Annotated in this window: 17 protein-coding genes; 12 read left to right on the forward strand and 5 right to left on the reverse strand. The window is 60.0% G+C overall.

Features of this window, described 5'->3' with window-relative positions:
• Positions 1-4 precede the first annotated feature (4 nt).
• From FHW71_RS01515 to aroQ, 4 genes are read left to right on the forward strand one after another with little or no spacing between them, the layout of a single operon-like run.
• A complete protein-coding gene (locus tag FHW71_RS01515; RefSeq protein WP_061718574.1) occupies positions 5-1384 on the forward strand; it encodes an aromatic acid/H+ symport family MFS transporter in 1380 nt (459 codons plus the stop codon).
• Positions 1385-1402: 18 nt separating this feature from the next.
• Positions 1403-2662, forward strand: a complete 1260-nt coding sequence (locus FHW71_RS01520; RefSeq protein ID WP_179450580.1) for a gallate dioxygenase — start codon at positions 1403-1405, stop codon at positions 2660-2662.
• Positions 2662-3501: an amidohydrolase family protein gene (locus tag FHW71_RS01525; protein WP_179450895.1), complete on the forward strand. Its 840-nt coding sequence runs from the start codon at positions 2662-2664 to the stop codon at positions 3499-3501. The genes FHW71_RS01520 and FHW71_RS01525 overlap by 1 nt, the downstream gene beginning before the upstream one ends.
• Entirely contained in the window at positions 3498-3929 is a 432-nt protein-coding gene (gene aroQ, locus FHW71_RS01530) for a type II 3-dehydroquinate dehydratase (RefSeq protein ID WP_179450578.1), read from the forward strand. Before FHW71_RS01525 ends, aroQ begins: the two co-directional genes overlap by 4 nt.
• Here the strand turns inward: aroQ and FHW71_RS01535 are convergent, their stop codons facing one another.
• The gene (locus FHW71_RS01535; RefSeq protein ID WP_179450576.1) at positions 3930-5156 is read right to left on the reverse strand and encodes a LysR family transcriptional regulator; all 1227 of its coding nucleotides are present in this window, start codon (positions 5154-5156) and stop codon (positions 3930-3932) included.
• A 130-nt stretch (positions 5157-5286) separates the two neighbouring features.
• Between FHW71_RS01535 and galB the strand changes: the two genes are divergently transcribed.
• The 8 genes from galB to FHW71_RS01575 all read left to right on the forward strand — a co-directional run bounded on the left by galB (position 5287) and on the right by FHW71_RS01575 (position 12738).
• Positions 5287-6027: a 4-oxalmesaconate hydratase gene (galB, locus tag FHW71_RS01540; RefSeq protein ID WP_061718569.1), complete on the forward strand. Its 741-nt coding sequence runs from the start codon at positions 5287-5289 to the stop codon at positions 6025-6027.
• Entirely contained in the window at positions 6024-6737 is a 714-nt protein-coding gene (locus FHW71_RS01545) for a 4-carboxy-4-hydroxy-2-oxoadipate aldolase/oxaloacetate decarboxylase (RefSeq protein WP_179450574.1), read from the forward strand. The genes galB and FHW71_RS01545 overlap by 4 nt, the downstream gene beginning before the upstream one ends.
• A gap of 3 nt (positions 6738-6740) precedes the next feature.
• The gene (locus FHW71_RS01550; protein WP_179450572.1) at positions 6741-7829 is read left to right on the forward strand and encodes a 4-oxalomesaconate tautomerase; all 1089 of its coding nucleotides are present in this window, start codon (positions 6741-6743) and stop codon (positions 7827-7829) included.
• 3 nt (positions 7830-7832) lie between these two features.
• Positions 7833-8717 carry a DUF1932 domain-containing protein gene (locus tag FHW71_RS01555; RefSeq protein WP_179450570.1) on the forward strand — a complete coding sequence of 295 codons (885 nt, stop codon included), beginning with the start codon at positions 7833-7835 and terminating at the stop codon, positions 8715-8717.
• Positions 8718-8833: 116 nt separating this feature from the next.
• Entirely contained in the window at positions 8834-9289 is a 456-nt protein-coding gene (locus FHW71_RS01560) for a heme-binding protein (RefSeq protein ID WP_061718565.1), read from the forward strand.
• Between the two features lie 15 nt (positions 9290-9304).
• Positions 9305-9832: a sugar dehydrogenase complex small subunit gene (locus tag FHW71_RS01565; protein ID WP_179450568.1), complete on the forward strand. Its 528-nt coding sequence runs from the start codon at positions 9305-9307 to the stop codon at positions 9830-9832.
• Complete coding sequence (locus tag FHW71_RS01570) at positions 9825-11426, forward strand: GMC family oxidoreductase (protein WP_179450566.1); 1602 nt, start codon at positions 9825-9827, stop codon at positions 11424-11426. The genes FHW71_RS01565 and FHW71_RS01570 overlap by 8 nt, the downstream gene beginning before the upstream one ends.
• A gap of 10 nt (positions 11427-11436) precedes the next feature.
• Complete coding sequence (locus FHW71_RS01575; protein WP_179450564.1) at positions 11437-12738, forward strand: cytochrome c; 1302 nt, start codon at positions 11437-11439, stop codon at positions 12736-12738.
• Positions 12739-12795: 57 nt separating this feature from the next.
• Here FHW71_RS01575 and FHW71_RS01580 read toward each other — a convergent pair whose 3' ends face one another.
• From FHW71_RS01580 to cobA, 4 genes are all read right to left on the reverse strand, one after another.
• On the reverse strand, positions 12796-13203 hold the full coding sequence (locus FHW71_RS01580; protein ID WP_154181677.1) for a flagellar protein FlhE: 408 nt from the start codon (positions 13201-13203) through the stop codon (positions 12796-12798).
• Positions 13203-15290, reverse strand: coding sequence for a flagellar biosynthesis protein FlhA (gene flhA / locus FHW71_RS01585; protein WP_061718560.1), 2088 nt, complete (start codon positions 15288-15290; stop codon positions 13203-13205). The genes FHW71_RS01580 and flhA overlap by 1 nt, the downstream gene beginning before the upstream one ends.
• Positions 15283-16434 carry a flagellar biosynthesis protein FlhB gene (gene flhB, locus FHW71_RS01590; protein ID WP_008110543.1) on the reverse strand — a complete coding sequence of 384 codons (1152 nt, stop codon included), beginning with the start codon at positions 16432-16434 and terminating at the stop codon, positions 15283-15285. The genes flhA and flhB overlap by 8 nt, the downstream gene beginning before the upstream one ends.
• Before the next feature lie 519 nt (positions 16435-16953).
• Positions 16954-17784, reverse strand: a complete 831-nt coding sequence (gene cobA / locus FHW71_RS01595) for a uroporphyrinogen-III C-methyltransferase (RefSeq protein WP_179450562.1) — start codon at positions 17782-17784, stop codon at positions 16954-16956.
• Positions 17785-17792 lie beyond the last annotated feature (8 nt).

The raw sequence follows: 17792 nt of genomic DNA on the forward strand, positions 1-17792 counted from the left end.
TCCTATGAGCAATCACGACATTATCGATGTAAAAGGCTGGATCGACGCCCGCCCGATCACCGGATACCAGTGGCTGACCCTCAGCCTGTGTTTCATCATCATCATGTTTGATGGCTACGACGCGGCAGCGATGGGTTTCATTGCGCCCGCGCTGATTGAAGACTGGGGCATCAGCCACGCGGAAATGGGGCCAATTCTCGGCGCTGCGATGTTTGGTGTGGCAATTGGCGCGCTGATCGCCGGTCCGTGGTCCGACAAATTCGGCCGGAAGCGCGTGCTGCTGTTGTCGATTGCCGTCTTTGCCTGCTTCAGTCTAATGAGCGCTTTCGCCCGTACGCCGCTGGAAATGGGCGCGTTACGTTTTCTCACCGGCCTCGGTCTCGGCGCGGTGATGCCCAACTGCGTCACGCTGGTGTCGGAATATATGCCGGAGCGCCGCCGCAGCCTGATGATCACCGTGATGTACAGCGGATTTAATATCGGCTCCGGATTGGGCGGATTCATCGCCGCCGGCATGCTGCCGCACTTTGGCTGGCAAGCGGTGCTGGGTTTGGGTGGCCTGCTGCCGTTGCTGATGTTGCCGTTGCTGCTGTGGCTGCTGCCGGAATCGGCGATGTACATGGTGGTGCGTAAAGTCAGTCGCGACAAGATTGCAGCGGTGCTCAAACGTCTGGGCGGCGAGTTCTCCGCTGGCACCGCCTTTGTGCTCAATGCGCCCATCATCCCGAAAAAGGCTCAGGTGCTGCAGCTGTTCAGCCGCGGCTATGCGGGCGGCACTGTGGTGTTATGGCTCACCTACTTCATGGGGCTGTTCGTCATCTACCTGCTGAACGGCTGGCTGCCGACCATTCTGCGTTCTGGCGGCGTAACGCTGGAGCGCGCCGCGATTGTCGCGGGCTTGTTTCAGCTCGGTGGCACCTTTGGCGGCCTGATGGTCGGTGGGCTGATGGACCGCTTCAAAGCGAAATACGTTATCGCCCTGTTCTATCTGCTGGGCAGTTTCTGCCTGGTATCGCAGGGCATCTGGAGCTTTGGCCCGAATGTACTGGCCCTGCTGGTGTTCCTCGCTGGCGTCTGTATCAACGGGGCGCAAACCGGATTGCAAGCCTTCTCCCCGGCCTTTTATCCCACTGAAATGCGTGCCACCGGCGTGTGCTGGATGCACGGCATTGGACGCAGCGGCGCCATTATCAGCTCCTCGCTGGGCGGCGTGCTGCTCGGCGTTTTCCCTGGGCAAACAGCCATTTTTATCGTTTTGTCGCTCCCGGCAGTTTTGGCGGCACTTTCCATCACCCGACATCACCCTGCACAGGTGGCCCGTCAGGTTAAAGGCATCGACCTTAATGACCTGCCGTCCCTGTCGCGTACCCTCAATAATCGATGAAGTAGAGGTCAAAAAATTATGGCTAAAATCATAGGCGGTTTAGCGGTTTCCCATACCCCCACCATTGGCTTTGCGGTTGATCACAACAAGCAGCAGGAAGGCGCATGGGCACCGATTTTCGATGGCTTTGCGCCGATGCAGCGCTGGCTGGAGGAGAAGAAACCGGACGTGCTGCTGTATGTGTTTAACGATCACGTCACCTCCTTCTTTTTTGATCACTACTCGGCCTTTGTGCTGGGCATTGATGACCAATATGCCGTGGCGGACGAAGGCGGCGGCCCGCGCGACTTGCCACCGGTAAAAGGTCATGCGGCGCTGTCACAGCATATTGGTGCCAGCCTGATGGCGGATGAGTTCGATATGTCATTCTTCCAGGACAAAGCGCTGGATCACGGCCTGTTTTCGCCGCTGTCGGCGCTGGCACCGTGGCAAGGCGGCTGGCCAATGCAGGTGGTTCCGCTGGCGGTCGGCGTTTTACAGTTCCCGATTCCGACGGCACGTCGCTGCTATAAACTCGGCCAGGCACTGAAGCGCGCGGTGGAGAGTTTCCCGGAAGATCTGAAAGTTGCGGTGGTAGCCACCGGCGGCGTATCACATCAGGTTCACGGCGAGCGCTGCGGCTTCAACAATCCCGAATGGGATGCGCAGTTTATCGATCTGCTGATCAACGATCCCGAGCGCCTGACCGAAATCACCCTGGCGGAATACGCCACGCTCGGCGGCCTGGAAGGTGCGGAAGTGATTATGTGGTTGATCATGCGCGGTGCGCTGTCGGCCAACGTCGAGAAACTGCATCAGGATTACTATCTGCCTTCGATGACCGGTATCGCCACGCTGATCCTCGAAAACCAGTCACGCGAAGCACCGGTTGATGTGCATCAGCGTCAGCGCGATAAGATCAACCTGCAACTGAGCGGCGTGGAAAAACTGCCCGGCACCTATCCGTTCACCCAGGCGCGCAGCCTGAAAGCACTGCGTATCAACCGCTTCCTGCACCGCATGATTCAGCCAGAGTGGCGTAAGCGTTTCCGCGAAGCTCCGCAGGCACTGTATCAGGAAGCCGGACTGACCGCTGAAGAGCAAACGCTGATTACCGAGCTCGACTGGCGCGGCATGATCCATTACGGCGTCAGCTTCTTCCTGCTGGAAAAATTGGGTGCAGTGGTGGGCGTGTCTAACCTGCATATCTACTCGGCGATGCGTGGCGAAACGCTGGAACAGTTCCAGCAGACGCGCAATCAGCAGGTGCTCTACTCGGTAGCGGGGAAAAAAGAGTGATGTTTACGCAACCGGTTATCGACTGCCATCACCACGTTTTTGATCCCAAAAACTTTCCCTGGGCGCCCGAAAGCGCCTACAACCCGGACGGACACGAGCTGGCGACGCCGGATTACTATCGCGCCGTGATGCAGGCCTACAACATTCGCCACTCGCTGATTGTCGGCCCGACGTCGGGCTATAACACTGACAATCGCTGCCTGCTGGATACCATCAAGCGCGGTGAAGGCCGTTTCAAGGGCATTGCCGTCACGCCGCGTGATGTGGATAGCGACACGCTCGCCAGCCTGAAAGATCAGGGCATCGTCGGCATTGCGCTTAACGTGGCGATGCTCGGCACCGAGCCGTTTCTCCAGCTCGATGCCCTGATGGGCAGGCTGGCGGAGCTGGATCTCTTCGCCCAGATTCAGGTGCAGAACGATCAGCTGCTAGCGCTAATGCCGCTGCTGTCACGCACCCGCACGCGCCTGCTTATCGATCACTCCGGCCGACCAGATGTCGGCGCAGGCATAGCACAACCGGCCTTTCAGGCGCTGCTGTCGCTGGCCGGTCAGCAACGTACCAGCGTGAAACTTTCCGGGCTGGCGAAATTCTCCCGGCAGCCGTATCCCTTCAGCGATGGACATCCCTATTTGCTGGCCTTGCTGGACGCTTTCGGCGCGGAAAACTGCATGTGGGGATCGGACTGGCCCTTCCTGCGCGCCACTGAACGCATGGATATGGGCACGCAACTGCTGCTGCTCGAACAGCTGATCCCCGATGAAAAGAGTCGCCGTCAGGTGCTTTGGCACACGCCACAGCGGCTGTTTGGTTTTACTGAATTACAGGAGTCACGATGAGAACCATCTATGTATTGAACGGCCCGAACCTCAATCTGCTGGGCACGCGCGAGCCAGAAACCTACGGCTCCGACACGCTGCAAAGCGTGGAAGCGCTGTGCCGCGCAACGGCGGAAGAGCTGGGCGTGGCGATTGAGTTTCGCCAGACCAACCACGAAGGTGAAATGATTGAGTGGATTCAGCAGGCGCGTCACGAAGCGCAGGCGCTGGTGATCAACCCGGCGGCGTGGACGCACACGTCAGTGGCGATCCGCGATGCGGTGACTGGCGTGGCGTTGCCGTTGTGGGAAGTGCACATCACCAACGTGCACAAGCGTGAGCCCTTCCGTCACCACTCCTATCTTTCCGATGTCGCGCAGGGCGTTATCTGCGGCTACGGCATTCGCGGTTACCGCTATGCGTTGATGGAAGCGGCGCGCGCAGGCTGATTATTCATCCTGCCCGCACACTTCTCGCAGGCAGCGGATCAGCGCATCCGCTGCCGGTGAGTGCAGACAGCCCGCCCGCACCGTCAGCCCAATAGCGCGATCGGTATCCGGTAACGGCACCGGCAGCGCCACCAGCGCACCGGACGCCAGTTCCACTTCCAACTGGTGCGCGGAGACCGCCGCCAGCATATCCGACTGCATCAGCAAGCCGCGCACCAACGCCAAATCGCCGGTTTCCACCACCGGATCGGGCGCCGGAATGCCCATCGCCTGAAAACTGTTATTCAGCAGATATCGCGCTGGCGTGGCCGAACGCGGCAGCACCCAACGCGCAGCGCGCAGATCTTCGGTAGAAAGCTCACGTCCTAACAGCGGATGATCGTGACGCGCCAGCAGCACCATGCGTTCGGAAAACAGCGTCTCGCGCGTCACGTCCAGCGCATCTTCATCGCGGCGCAGCGCGCCAAAGATAAAATCGATATCGCCCGAGCGCATTTCCGAGGCCAGCACGCCAAAGGCGCTTTCACTGGTTACCACGCGCACGCCCGGATATCGCGCCGTCAGCATCACGATCGCCTGTGGCAGGATGCGCGTGCGTCCCAGCGGCAATGCGCCCACGCGCACCGTTCCCTCAAGTATCCCGCTGCGGGCGGCGATATCGGCCGGAATATGGCGCAGCTCGTTCAACGCGCGTCGCACGTTGGCTTCAATTTCACGTCCGGCCAGCGAAGGCATCATGCCGTGCGGCGTGCGCTCCAGCAGCGCGATGCCCGCGCCATTTTCCAGTACGCGCAGCGCGGCGCTCACCGCTGGCTGGCTGAGCCCAAGACGCGCCGCCACCGTTTGCATATGCCGCGTCTGACACAGGGTGATAAAAATTTGCAGCCGACGCACGTTAAACAGCCACAGCGGTTCCGCATCGCTACGCAGCGCGCCGCGTCCCTGCAATTTTGCCAGCCGCTGCGGCACCTGATGCAGCTCATCGATCGCCCGCAGCGCGCGCGGCAGCACGCATTTACCGAAGTCAGTCAGCATCATGCCACCGGCGTGACGTTCAAACAGCGTCACGCCTAAGGTGAGCTCCAGGTCGCGAATGGCGCGGGTAATGGCCGACTGGGTGCGAAATAATTCATCTGCCGCCCGCGAGACACTGCCTTGTGCCACCACCTGACTAAATGCCCTGATTTGCATCAGATTTGTCAGCTCCTGCGAGTCCTTTTCCGCCATCTTTCCCTGCCCATTTTCGCCACCGATCGATGTCGCAATATAAATAAAACGCATACCCGCTGCAATTAAATGAATTATCGCCGCCAGGTTGGCAGTGACAGCATGGAAAAAAACAGCGGAGGAGTATGCCATGACTAACAACACCCCAAAAAAAACCGCGCTGGTGGTCAGCGCTCACTCAGCGGATTTCGTCTGGCGCGCCGGCGGTGCCATCGCGCTGCACCATGCGCAGGGCTATGACGTCCACGTTGTCTGCCTCTCGTTCGGTGAACGCGGCGAGTCAGCCAAGCTGTGGCGCAAAGGGGAGATGAGCGAGGCGAAAGTCAAAGCCGCCCGCCGCAGTGAAGCGCAGGCCGCCGCTGAGATTCTCGGTGCCAGCATCGAATTTTTTGATCTCGGCGATTATCCGCTGCGTGCCGACAAAGAAACCCTGTTCCGCCTCGCCGATGTCTATCGCCGGGTGCTGCCGCACTTTGTTCTGACCCACTCATTGCAGGATCCCTACAACTACGATCACCCAATGGCCACGCATCTGGCGCAGGAAGCGCGCATTATCGCCCAGGCCGAAGGCTACCGTCCGGGCGAAAAAATCGTCGGTGCGCCGCCGGTTTACTGCTTCGAACCGCATCAGCCCGAGCAGTGCAACTGGAAGCCGGATGTGCTGCTGGATATCACCTCGGTGTGGGACAAAAAATATCAGGCGATTCAGTGCATGGCCGGGCAGGAACATCTGTGGGAATACTACACGCGCGTGGCGCAGCAGCGCGGCGTGCAGGCCAAGCGTAACGTCGGGATTACCACCAGCCGCGACATCATTTATGGCGAAGGTTATCAGAGCATCTTCCCGCGCGTAACCGAGGATCTGGCATGAGCATTATCGCTAAAAAAGGCGTCGCGGTGCGCCACATTCCGCGCGCGGCAGCTACGGATATCGACGCGCTGGCGCGCTCCGGCGTAGCCACCGTGCATGAAGCGCAAGACCGCAAAGGCTTGCTCGATCCCGCCATTCGTCCGATTCAGCAGGATTGCGCCATCGCGGGCAGCGCGGTCACCGTGCTGGTGGCACCGGGCGATAACTGGATGTTCCACGTCGCAGTGGAGCTCTGTCAGCCGGGCGATGTGCTGGTGGTTGCGCCGACCTCGCCGTGCAGCGACGGCTTCTTCGGCGATCTGCTGGCGACCTCGCTGCAAGCGCGCGGTGTGCGTGGACTGGTGGCGGATGTCGGTGTGCGTGATAGCCGCACGCTGCGCGAGATGGGCTTTGCCGTCTGGTCGCGCGCAGTGTATGCGCAAGGCACAGTCAAAGAGACGCTCGGTTCGGTGAACGTGCCGCTGGTATGTGCCGGGCAGCTGATCTGGCCGGGTGATGTGATCGTCGCCGATGACGACGGCGTGGTGGTGGTAGCACGCGATGAAACCGCCAGCGTGGCAGCCAAAGCGCGTCAGCGCGAAGAATTGGAAGAGAGCAAACGCCTGCGTTTAGCGGCAGGTGAGCTGGGACTGGATATCTATCAGATGCGCCCGCGCCTGGCGGAAAAAGGACTGCGCTATCTCGACACGCTCGATCAACTGGAGGAGTAAACCATGCGCCAGCGTAGCATTCCCTGCTTACTGATGCGCGGCGGCACCTCCAAAGCCGCCTGTTTTCTGGCGCAGGATCTGCCAGCAGATCCTGCGGCTCGCGATCGGGTGCTGCTGGCGGTGATGGGATCGCCCGATATCCGCCAGATTGACGGTCTCGGCGGGGCCGACCCGCTCACCAGCAAAGTGGCGATCGTCAGCGCTTCGCGGCGGGACGATGCCGATGTCGATTACCTGTTTGCCCAGGTCAACGTCGATCAACCCAGCGTCGATTACGGGCAAAACTGCGGCAATATCCTCGCCGCCGTCGGGCCTTTCGCCGTGGAACGCGGGCTGGTAAAGGCAGGCAATCAACGCACCCGCGTGCGCATTTTCATGCAGAACACCGGGCAGATTGCCGAAGCAGAGTTCGCCACGCCCGACGGTGAAGTCGACTATGAAGGTGATCTGCGCATTGATGGCGTGCCCGGCAGCGCAGGCGAGATAGCCCTCACCTTCAAAGACATTGCCGGATCGAGCTGTGGCGCGTTGCTGCCAACCGGTCATCCGCGCGACCGTTTTGATGGCATCGATGTCACCTGCATCGACAACGGCATGCCGGTGATTTTAATTCGTGCGGCGGATGTCAATCGCAGCGGCTATGAAAGCCGCGACGCGTTAGACAGCGACAGCGAGCTCAAGCAGCGGCTGGAGTCGATTCGCCTGCAGGCCGGGCCGCGTATGAATCTGGGTGATGTCAGCCAGCGTACGGTGCCCAAAGTCACGCTGCTGGCCGAAGCGCGCCACGGCGGTGCAATCAGCTCACGCACCTTTATTCCGCACCGCTGCCATGCCTCGATTGGCGTGCTCGGCGCGGTGAGCGTCGCCAGCGCCTGCCTGATCCCCGGCAGCGTCGCCGACGGACTGGCGCGCACCAGCCAGCAATCCCAACAGCGCCTGAGCGTGGAGCATCCCAGCGGCGAATTCAGTGTATTGCTGCAGCGCGAAGGCGATAACCCGCTGGCGGGCTGCGGTTTGCTACGCACCGCGCGCGCCATTTTTGCCGGTGACGTCATGATTCCGGCGGCGGTCTGGCCATTCAGCAAGGAGTAATTGATGAACATCACCTTTATCGGTTTTGGCGAAGCGGGCGGCATTCTCGCCCAGGACTTACAGGCGCAAGGCAACGCGGTGACGGTGTGGGACCGCAAAGCCCTCGCGGCAGAAACCCTGCCCGCGCTGCAGCAAAAAGCGCAACAAGGCGGCGTGCGATTGGCCGCTTCACTGGCGGACGCGATGCAGGATGCCACGCTGGTGTTCTCCACCGTTACCGCAGCGCAGGCACTCAACGTGGCGCAGCAGGCGGCAGCGCTGTTACAGGCTGGGCAGCATTTTCTTGATCTCAACTCGGTGGCACCGCACACCAAACGCGCCGCAGCTGAAGTGATTTACGCCGCCGGTGCCAGCTATATCGACGTGGCGGTAATGGCGCCGGTGCCGCCCAAGCGGCTGGCGACGCCGCTGCTGATTGGTGGTGCGCAGGCTGAGCGGGTGCAGCCGCTGCTGCAACAGCTAGGCCTCAATAGCCGCCTGCTGGGCAGCGAAGTGGGTGAAGCCTCGGCGATTAAGATGTGCCGCAGCGTGATGATCAAAGGCCTCGAAGCGCTAACGACGGAATGTCTGAGCGCGGCGCGGCAATACGGCGTAGAGCAAGCGGTGCTCGATTCGCTGCATGCCAGCTTCCCGTCGATGGGCTGGAACGATCAGCTGCCGCACTACCTGATCAGCCGCGTGGCGGAACACGGCCAGCGACGCGCCGAAGAGATGCAGGAAGTGGTGAAAACGCTGCAGGACGTCAAGGTACCGGCCGCCATGAGCGCAGCGATTGTTGCCACCCAGCAAGGGCTGGTGGATGAGTTAAACGCCCGTTCCCTGCGTTATCAACAACTGACACCGTTCGTTTGGCAAGAGACGCTGGATAAGATCTATCCACCTCAATGAGTTATACGCCTAAAGGTATGCGTTTTGTTTATCGGCAATTGTTTACATTTTTGCAACGGCGTAGCGTAAGCGAGACGAGAAGCACGTTATAAAACAATAAATATCGGAAGCAAAACATGAAGATTAGAGCATCTGTCGCCCTTTCCCTGCTGCTGGCAGCGGGTATTGGCCAGGCCAGCGCAGCCGCGCTGGACGCCAGCCACACCAACCAGGTTATCACCAGTGTGAAAAACAGCATCAGCGCCCAGCACAGCACCGGCTGCGTGGCGGTGGTTGATGCCAGCGGCACGCTGCTGGCCTTCCAGCGCCTGGATGGCGCGTCGCCGGGCTGTGTCGATGCCGCGATCGGTAAAGCACGCACCTCGGCGTTGTATCACGCCCCTTCCCTGAAATTTATGCAGCGTCTGCAGAGCGGCGAAACCACGGTGCTCGCCATCCCGCACGCTGTAGCGCTCGGCGGCGGTTTCCCGCTCACGCTGCAGAATGAAGTGGTCGGCGCGGTCGGCGTCAGCACGCCCAAACAGGATCTGGATAACCAGGCTTCAGAGGCTGCCGCTCAGGCGCTGAAATAACTTTCGGGAATTTCCATGATGACTCTTTCACGCCGCCGGTTGCTGACCGGCACGGCGGGCCTGCTGGTGGCTGGCGTCCTGACGCAGGCGCTTCCCGGCAGCCTGGCACTCGCCTCGCCACCGCTGGCCGCCGCAGTCGCACCTTCTGCCAGTTTCACTGCGATTTCCGCCCGATTAACCGGAATGGAGCAGCCGGATGCTCTGCTGGCGCAGCGCCTCTACAGCTGGCTGCACGACCACTTCCCGCAGCTGGATAGCCAGCTCGATACGCTCAACGCGCTGCTGCAACAGCAACCCGCCGCCAACGGCAGCAGCCTGCTGGCGTTGCTGAGTACGCAGCCCAAAGCCCTCAACGATCTTTATCAGGCGCTGGTTTCCGGCTGGTATCTCGGCGTTGTTGGCCCGCTGCCGCGCCCGCAATGCATCGCTTTTGAGAACATCGTCAGTTATCAGCTGCTACGCGATTCCCTGTTACCGCCGAGCTACGCGCCGGGGCAACCTAACTTCTGGACGCAGCCGCCTGCAAGGAGAGCACATGTCTGATTCATTAAGCGCCGATGTGGTAGTAATTGGCGCCGGGATTGCCGGTTCACTGGCGGCGCTGAAAATGGCCAAAGCCGGCGCATCGGTATTGATGCTGGAGTCTGGCCCGGAGATTAAGCGCGATCAGGCGGTGGAATATTTCCGCAACTCGCCGTTTAAGGGCGACTTTACCGAACCTTATCCGCCACAGCCGTGGGCGCCGCAGCCGAAGTTTATCCCCAGCGATAATAATTACCTGATCCAGAAAGGCCCGGATCCCTATCGCGCCCAATATCTGCGCGGCACCGGCGGCACCACATGGCACTGGGCTGGACAAGCGTTCCGCCTGTTGCCAAACGATATGCGCATTCAGTCACTGTACGGCATTGGCCGTGACTGGCCGATCAGCTACGACGAGCTGGAACCCTATTATTGTGACGCTGAATACCAGATGGGCGTTTCCGGCGACAGCGACCTGGCTTCACCGCGTTCGCGCCCTTACCCGCTGCCAGGCATTCCGCTGCCGTACGGCTTCGATCGCCTGAAGCAGCGTCTCGGTCCGCTGGGTTATGAGGTCGGCATTGGCCCGCAGGCGCGTAACAGCATCGCCTACGACGGTCGCCCGGCCTGCTGCGGCAACAACAACTGCATGCCGGTTTGCCCGATTGATGCGCAGTATCACGGCGGCATCGCCGCACGTAAGGCGCTGGATGCCGGTGTCAAAATCGTTACCAACGCGGTGGTGTTCCGCATTGAGGCCGACGACAAAGGCACCATTCAGGCGGTGCACTATATCGATCAGAACAAAGCGCGCCATCGCGTGACCGGCAAACAGTTTGTCCTGACCGCCAACGGCATCGAAAGCCCGAAAATTCTGCTGCTCTCCACCAGCGATCGCTACCCGAACGGCATTGCCAACAGTTCCGGCATGGTGGGCCGCAACCTGATGGATCATCCGGGATCGTCAGTAGAATTTTACGCCGATGAGCCGGTGTGGTTTGGCCGTGGACCGATGCGTCCCGGCAGCATCAATAATATGCGCGACGGTGATTTTCGTGGCGAGCGTTCGGCGCTGCGTATCGACCTCGCCAACACCTCGCCGGTGCGCTATCTCACCGAACGTCTGGTGCGTCAGGGCTATTACGGCAAGGCGCTTAACGACAAGCTGGCCTTCCAGGCCGAGCGCTTTGTCCAGCTGAAGTGCCTGCTGGAGATGCTGCCGGAGCCGCAAAACCGCGTCACGCTGAGCAAAACCGAGAAGGATGCGTGGGGTATTCCACGCCTCGAGGTTTACTACAGCTTCCCGGAATATGTGCATCGCGGCTATGACCAGTCGATGATCGACTTCCAGCGCATGGTGAAAGAGATGGGCGGAACGGAAGCGGTTTACAGCAAGCGCGGCGTTTACGACAACAACCAGCACATCACCGGCACCATGATCATGGGCAGCAATCCGCGGGATTCGGTGGTGGACGGTCACTGCCGTACCCACGATCACCCGAACCTGTTTATCGCCGGCACCGGCATTATGCCGTCGGCCTCGACGGTTAACTCAACGCTGACCGGAACCGCGCTGGCGCTGCGTATGGCCGATAGCGTTCTGGCAAGCTTGTAAGGAGCACCCGATGAAACCTGTATTTATTCAGGCCGCTATCACGGTGGTCCTGATGCAGTGCGCTATGGCGCAGGCGGCAGACAATGCCGCTCAGATTAAGCGCGGCGAATATCTGGCGCGCGCCGGTGATTGCACCGCCTGTCACACCGCCACCAACGGCCCGCTGTTTGGCGGCGGCTTTGCGGTCAGTACGCCTTTCGGCCAGATCTGGGGCAGCAATATCTCCTCCGATAAGCAGTACGGTATCGGCAGCTGGAGCGACGATCAGTTCGTGGCCGCAGTGCGCGACGGTATTGGTAAAAACGGCGAGCAGCTCTATCCGGCAATGCCGTATGACTCCTTCACCAAAATGAAGCGCGACGATGTGCTGGCGATCAAGGCCTATCTGCTGTCGATGCCGCCGGTGCATCAGGCTTCACCGCAAACCGACCTGCCGTTCCCGTTCAATCAACGCTGGGGCATGCGTTTCTGGAAGTGGTTTAACTTCGATAAGGGCGAATTGCAGACCGTTACGCAGCAGAGCGCGCAGTGGAATAACGGCCGCTATCTGGTTGAAGCGCTGGCGCACTGCGGCACCTGTCATACGCCGCGTAATCTGACCATGGGCATGGATAACGATAAAGCGTTGGCGGGCGGCGATCTTGGTGGCTGGATGGCGTACAACATTACGCCGGATAAGCAGGCAGGCATCGGTGACTGGAGTCAGCAGCAGCTGGTGACCTACCTGAAAACCGGGTTTGTTGCCAATAAAGCCAGCGCCTCCGGTCCGATGGCCGAAGCGATTGAGCACAGCCTGCAATATCTGCCGGAGAGTGATCTGCAGGATATCGCTACCTATCTGCGCAGCGTCAAGCCGCAGCCGGACTCACAGCAAACCCGTGCGCGCGACAGCTGGGGACAGCCTTCCACTGCGCTGATTGCACTGCGCGGTGCCGATGACGCAACCCGCAATGCTCAGCCCGGCGCGGTGCTGTTTGCCGGTAACTGTGCCAGCTGTCATGGCGCGGAAGGTGCGGGATCGGGCAGCGGATTCCATGCCTATCCATCGCTGTTCCATCACACCAGCACCGGCGCGGCAGATGCGCTGAACGTGGTATCGGTGATCCTCAACGGCGTACATCGCCATATGACCGAGGGCGAAGTTTTTATGCCGCCTTTTGCCCCTGAACTGAGTGACCAGCAGGTGGCGGATGTCAGTAACTTTGTGACCCAGCAGTTTGGTAATCCGGCAGCGGCCAAGGTGGATGCGAAGCAGGTGAAAGGGTTAAGAGAGGATGCAAAACTGGCTTCACCTCCGATTTACGGTCAGTGAGATAAGCCTTAATTAACGTACTCGGCGGCGCAGGACGCGCCGCCGATGTAGCGCGCGTTATTGATAATTCACGGTCACTTCACTGCTCACCACGCGCAATCCCGGTGGCAATGCGCCCTTCCCCTGAAAGCCAAACGCCAGATGGAGCGTCTCTTCCGCCGCCACGTTTGCTAAGCCGCGCGTACTGCCGCTGGCGCCTTCAATCTCGACACAACGATCGCCCGCGCACAAGCGTACCAGCAGACCCGAAGGCGCAGGACGGCTGAGCTGATAACGCCAGTTCACCAGCGAGATGTTGCCCGGTGCGCTGGAGGGCGCACGCAGCGCTGGCGTCATCAGCCAGTTACCGCGCACGCCAATGCTTGGGCCGCTGGCGCTGGCGCTCCAGGCTCCGCTGGCCGCATCGGCAGCGAGCGGCAGCGCCATCATCGGCAACATCATTAATGCCCAGCACCAGCGACGCATTACTTGCCTCCAATGGTGGCGGTCATACGGATTTGACGGTTGTCGGTCAGCTCCATATTCGACAGCACAATCAGCTGCGGCAGGTTGCGGCGCAGGAAGCGCGCCAGCAGCGCACGCAGCGGATGATTCACCAGTAGCACCGGCGGCGCACCCGCCATCTCTTGCTGCTGCAGTGCGCCTTGCGCCTGCACCAGTAAGCGATCCGCCAGACCCGGCTCAAGCCCACCACCGCCCTGCAGGGCCTGCAACAGCAGACGTTCCAGCGTAGCGTCGAGGCCAATCACTTGCACTTCGCCGTTGCCAGGGAACCATTGCTGGGTAATCGCACGTCCCAGCGCCACACGCACTACGCTGGTCAGCTCTTGCGGATCGTTCTGCACCGGCGCATGTTCCGCCAGCGTTTCAATAATGGTGCGCATATCGCGAATCGAGACGCGCTCGGTCAGCAGGTTTTGCAGCACTTTGTGCAGCGTGGTCAGGGTGATGACGCCCGGCACCAGATCTTCTGTCAGCTTCGGCATCTCCTGCGTAACGCGATCCAACAGCTGCTGCGCTTCCTGACGACCAAACAGCTCGCTGGCGTATTGTCCAATTAGGTGATTGAGGTGCGTCGCCACCACGGTGCTGGCTTCGACCACGGTAAAGCCCTGAATCTGGGCCTGCTCTTTCAAAGCGCTGTCGATCCAGATCGCCGCCAGACCAAAGGCCGGATCGACAGTCGGCTCGCCCGGCAGCGAACCGGCGGCGGTGCCTGGGTTGATCGCCATCCAGCGGCCTGGGTAAGCATCACCGCTGCCAATTTCCACGCCTTTCATCAGGATGCGGTAACGCGCGGGCGGCAGCTCCATGTTGTCACGGATATGCACCACCGGCGGCAGGAAGCCGACCTCCTGCGCCACCTTCTTACGAATACTGCGGATACGCCCCAGCAGTTCGCCATTTTGCAGGTGATCGACCATCGGAATCAGGCGATAACCCACTTCCATGCCGAGCGAATCTTCCAGCTGCACATCGGTCCACGACGCTTCCACGGTGGCCGGCGTTTCCTGGGTTTTCACCAGACTGGAGGCTTCGCTTGGTTTCTTCGGCTGCATTTCGCGACCGCGCAACCACCAGGCCAGACCCAGCAGCGCAGCGGTAAACAGCAGGAACACCAGGTTTGGCATGCCCGGCACCAGGCCAAGCAAACCAATCACGCCGCCACTCAGCATCAGCACGCGCGGGTTCTTGAACAGCTGGGTCACCATCTGCTCGCCGACATCCTGATCGGTGCCCACGCGCGTCACGATGACACCCGCCGCGGTGGAGATCACCAGCGCCGGGATCTGCGCCACCAGGCCGTCACCGATGGTTAACAGCGTGTAGGTTTCACCGGCGTGACCGAGATCCATGCCGTGCTGCACCACGCCGACCAACAGGCCGCCGATGATGTTGATCACCATGATCAGGATACCGGCGATGGCGTCACCACGAACGAACTTACTCGCACCATCCATCGAGCCGTAGAAATCGGCTTCCTGCGTCACTTCCGTACGGCGCTGTTTGGCTTCCTGTTCACCAATTAAACCGGCGTTGAGGTCGGCATCGATCGCCATCTGCTTACCCGGCATACCATCCAGCACAAAACGCGCGCCGACTTCAGCGATACGTCCCGCACCCTTGGTGATAACCATGAAGTTGATGATAACGAGGATAATGAACACCACGATACCGATGGCGAAGTTACCGCCAACGAGGAAGTGACCAAAGGCTTCCACCACGCGTCCGGCGGCATCGGCACCGGTATGGCCTTCCAGCAAAATGATACGGGTTGAGGCGACGTTCAGCGCCAGACGCAGCAGCGTCGAGAACAGCAGAATGGTCGGGAATGCGGCGAACTCCAGCGTGCGCTGGGTGAACATCGCCACCAGCAGCACCATGATCGACAGCGCAATGTTAAAGGTGAACAGCAGGTCAAGAATGAATGCGGGTAACGGCAGCACCATCATCGACAGGATCAACATGATCAGTACCGGGCCCGCCAGCACCTGCCATTGCGTGTCTTTAAAGTTGCCCGGTAAACGCAGCTTCTCGGCTAAATTAGCCATCGTTAGTGTTCTCTCCTGCAAAGTCCATGTCTGCCGGAACCGGCAGGTTTTTTGGTTTGTTTGGAATCAGGCCGCCTTCGCGCTTCCAGCGTCGCAGCTGCCAAACCCAGGCCAGCACTTCTGCCACCGCGCCATACAGCGCGCCGGGGATGAACTGACCAATTTCTGTGTGTCGATACAACGCACGCGCCAACGGCGGTGCTTCAAGAATCGGGATACGGTGCTCTTTGGCGAGCTCACGAATTTTCAGCGCAATATCGCCCGCACCTTTGGCAATCACTTTCGGCGCGCTCATCTTGCCTTCCTGATACTTCAGCGCCACCGAGTAGTGCGTTGGGTTGGTGACGATGACATCGGCTTTCGGCACATCGGCCATCATGCGACGACGCGCGGCGGCGCGCATCGCCTGACGAATACGCCCTTTAACGTGCGGGTCACCTTCGTTCTGTTTATGTTCGTCGCGAATTTCCTGGCGCGTCATCTTCAGCTTTTTGAAGTAGCTATAAAGCTGCCAGAACACATCAAAACCGACCATTGGGAACAGGCCGAGCATGATCAACCCGCAGCAGGCGGCGATCATCGACAGACCATGATGCAGCGCGTTGATGGGCGATTCGCTCATCAAACGCAGCATCTCTTGCCAGTGGCTCCAGATGTACCAACCGGCGACGATGCCCACCAGCACCGCTTTCATAATCGACTTCACCAGCTCAGCGGCGGTTTGACCGGAGAACATGCGGCCGATTCCGGTGAGCGGGTTAAGCTTTTTGAGATCGAACTTGATGGATTTGCCGCTGAAGTTAAGGCCGCCCAGCGCCATCGGCCCGGCAATCGCCACCACGACTAAGCCCCCCATCAGCGGCAGCAACGCGATTACCGCCTGCTTAATCAGGCTGCCAATGTGGCCGATGATCACTTTGTCATCGCTGACCATGCCGTGGTCAAAACGAAAACCGGTGGCGACCATGCTCGCCAGACGCTCCGCCATACTGTTGCCGCCGACCCACAGGATCAGCAATCCAATCAACAGCATCATCACTGAAGTCAGCTCGCGCGAACGCGGAATCTGCCCCTCCTCACGCGCTTTTTCAAGTCGGTGGGGCGTGGGCGATTCTGTTTTGTCCTCGTTACTCTCTTCAGCCACGACATACCTCAGCTGGCAGGAATTCTGAGCATAGAATGCCAAAACCCCGTCAGGCTAAAGCGCGGATTAAAGGGGGGAAATGTGAGCTTATTTAGCCATAAGTGAAATTGCGGGCTGATGGGTCGCGATAAATGGCTTGATGCCGCTCAGTTAAGCATTAGTTTGCATATGTATGCAGGTGCGCATGAATGCGCACCCTACGAAAAACGCGCCAATCCTTTGTAGGGTCGCCATTTATGGTGACCGAAAGATGCTTAACTGACGTGCATGTTGTTAAAAAGGGCTCATTTTTTGCAGGCGCTGGCACGTCTGCTGCGGCAAAGGGGCATTCGCAGCGCTGAGGCTTTTACGTTGGGCCAGGAGCCTCACGCATGGATGTGTGAGGCAGTTCGGGGCCGGCCAGGACGGCCGATCCCCGAACGGTCCGTTGGCACGACGTGGAAGCCGAAGGCACCGCGCAAGCGGCGCGAGGACGGCCCGTGACGCAGCAGACGTGTCAGCGCCCGCACAGATACAGCATTACGCAATAAATGGCGCCGCTACCCTACTCGAATGTGCGTTAATGCTGACCGGATGGCGATAAAAGCGCACCACGTCACCAACCAACAATAACGCCGGTGATTGCGCTTGTTGCACCTCAACGGTATGCGCCAGCTCAGCCAGCGTGGTGATCATCACCCGCTGATCGACGCGCGTGCCGTTCTCAATAATCGCTACCGGCGTCTGCGCGCTGCGGCCCTGCGCCTGCAGCTGTGCGCTGATGCTGGCGCTCCACTTCAGCCCCATATAAAACACCAGCGTCTGGTTATCGGCGGCGAGGCTGGCATCATCCAGCTGCGGTTCACCGCTTTTGCCGTGACCGGTAATTAACCGCAGCGACTGTGCGCAATCGCGGTGCGTTAGCGGAATGCCACTGGCTGCCGCGCATCCGGCGGCGGCGGTAATACCCGGCACGATCTGGCAGGTAATTCCCGCCTGTTGCAGATAGAGCATCTCTTCACCGCCGCGCCCGAAAATAAAGGGATCGCCGCCTTTGAGCCGCACCACTTGCCGCCCGCTGCGGGCTAAATCCACCAGCAGCTGATTAATTTGCGCCTGCTTCAAACCGTGGCTGCCGGGTTTCTTGCCGACATCAATCGCCAGCGTCTCCGGCGGCACTTCCGCCATGATCGCCTCGCTCACTAACCGGTCATATACCACCACATCAGCGCTGTTGATCAACCGCCAGGCTTTTAAGGTGAGCAGTTCTACGTCACCCGGCCCAGCCCCAACCAGCCAGACGCAACCTTGCGCTTGTTCGCCGTCACGCGGATTAAACAGCTTATCGAGGGATTCACTGGCTTGCGTCATGATGTTTT

The sequence above is a fragment of the Enterobacter sp. Sphag1F genome (genome assembly GCF_014193275.1).
GTDB classification, from domain to species: domain Bacteria; phylum Pseudomonadota; class Gammaproteobacteria; order Enterobacterales; family Enterobacteriaceae; genus Pantoea; species Pantoea symbiotica.

Bases quoted from the DNA above. Each gene is read 5' to 3' on its own strand.
- FHW71_RS01515 (WP_061718574.1), top strand. From the start codon at position 5: ATGAGCAATCACGACATTATCGATGTAAAAGGCTGGATCGACGCCCGC.
- FHW71_RS01520 (WP_179450580.1), top strand. From the start codon at position 1,403: ATGGCTAAAATCATAGGCGGTTTAGCGGTTTCCCATACCCCCACCATT.
- FHW71_RS01525 (WP_179450895.1), top strand. From the start codon at position 2,662: ATGTTTACGCAACCGGTTATCGACTGCCATCACCACGTTTTTGATCCC.
- aroQ (WP_179450578.1), top strand. From the start codon at position 3,498: ATGAGAACCATCTATGTATTGAACGGCCCGAACCTCAATCTGCTGGGC.
- FHW71_RS01535 (WP_179450576.1), bottom strand. From the start codon at position 5,156: ATGGCGGAAAAGGACTCGCAGGAGCTGACAAATCTGATGCAAATCAGG.
- galB (WP_061718569.1), top strand. From the start codon at position 5,287: ATGACTAACAACACCCCAAAAAAAACCGCGCTGGTGGTCAGCGCTCAC.
- FHW71_RS01545 (WP_179450574.1), top strand. From the start codon at position 6,024: ATGAGCATTATCGCTAAAAAAGGCGTCGCGGTGCGCCACATTCCGCGC.
- FHW71_RS01550 (WP_179450572.1), top strand. From the start codon at position 6,741: ATGCGCCAGCGTAGCATTCCCTGCTTACTGATGCGCGGCGGCACCTCC.
- FHW71_RS01555 (WP_179450570.1), top strand. From the start codon at position 7,833: ATGAACATCACCTTTATCGGTTTTGGCGAAGCGGGCGGCATTCTCGCC.
- FHW71_RS01560 (WP_061718565.1), top strand. From the start codon at position 8,834: ATGAAGATTAGAGCATCTGTCGCCCTTTCCCTGCTGCTGGCAGCGGGT.
- FHW71_RS01565 (WP_179450568.1), top strand. From the start codon at position 9,305: ATGATGACTCTTTCACGCCGCCGGTTGCTGACCGGCACGGCGGGCCTG.
- FHW71_RS01570 (WP_179450566.1), top strand. From the start codon at position 9,825: ATGTCTGATTCATTAAGCGCCGATGTGGTAGTAATTGGCGCCGGGATT.
- FHW71_RS01575 (WP_179450564.1), top strand. From the start codon at position 11,437: ATGAAACCTGTATTTATTCAGGCCGCTATCACGGTGGTCCTGATGCAG.
- FHW71_RS01580 (WP_154181677.1), bottom strand. From the start codon at position 13,203: ATGCGTCGCTGGTGCTGGGCATTAATGATGTTGCCGATGATGGCGCTG.
- flhA (WP_061718560.1), bottom strand. From the start codon at position 15,290: ATGGCTAATTTAGCCGAGAAGCTGCGTTTACCGGGCAACTTTAAAGAC.
- cobA (WP_179450562.1), bottom strand. From the start codon at position 17,784: ATGACGCAAGCCAGTGAATCCCTCGATAAGCTGTTTAATCCGCGTGAC.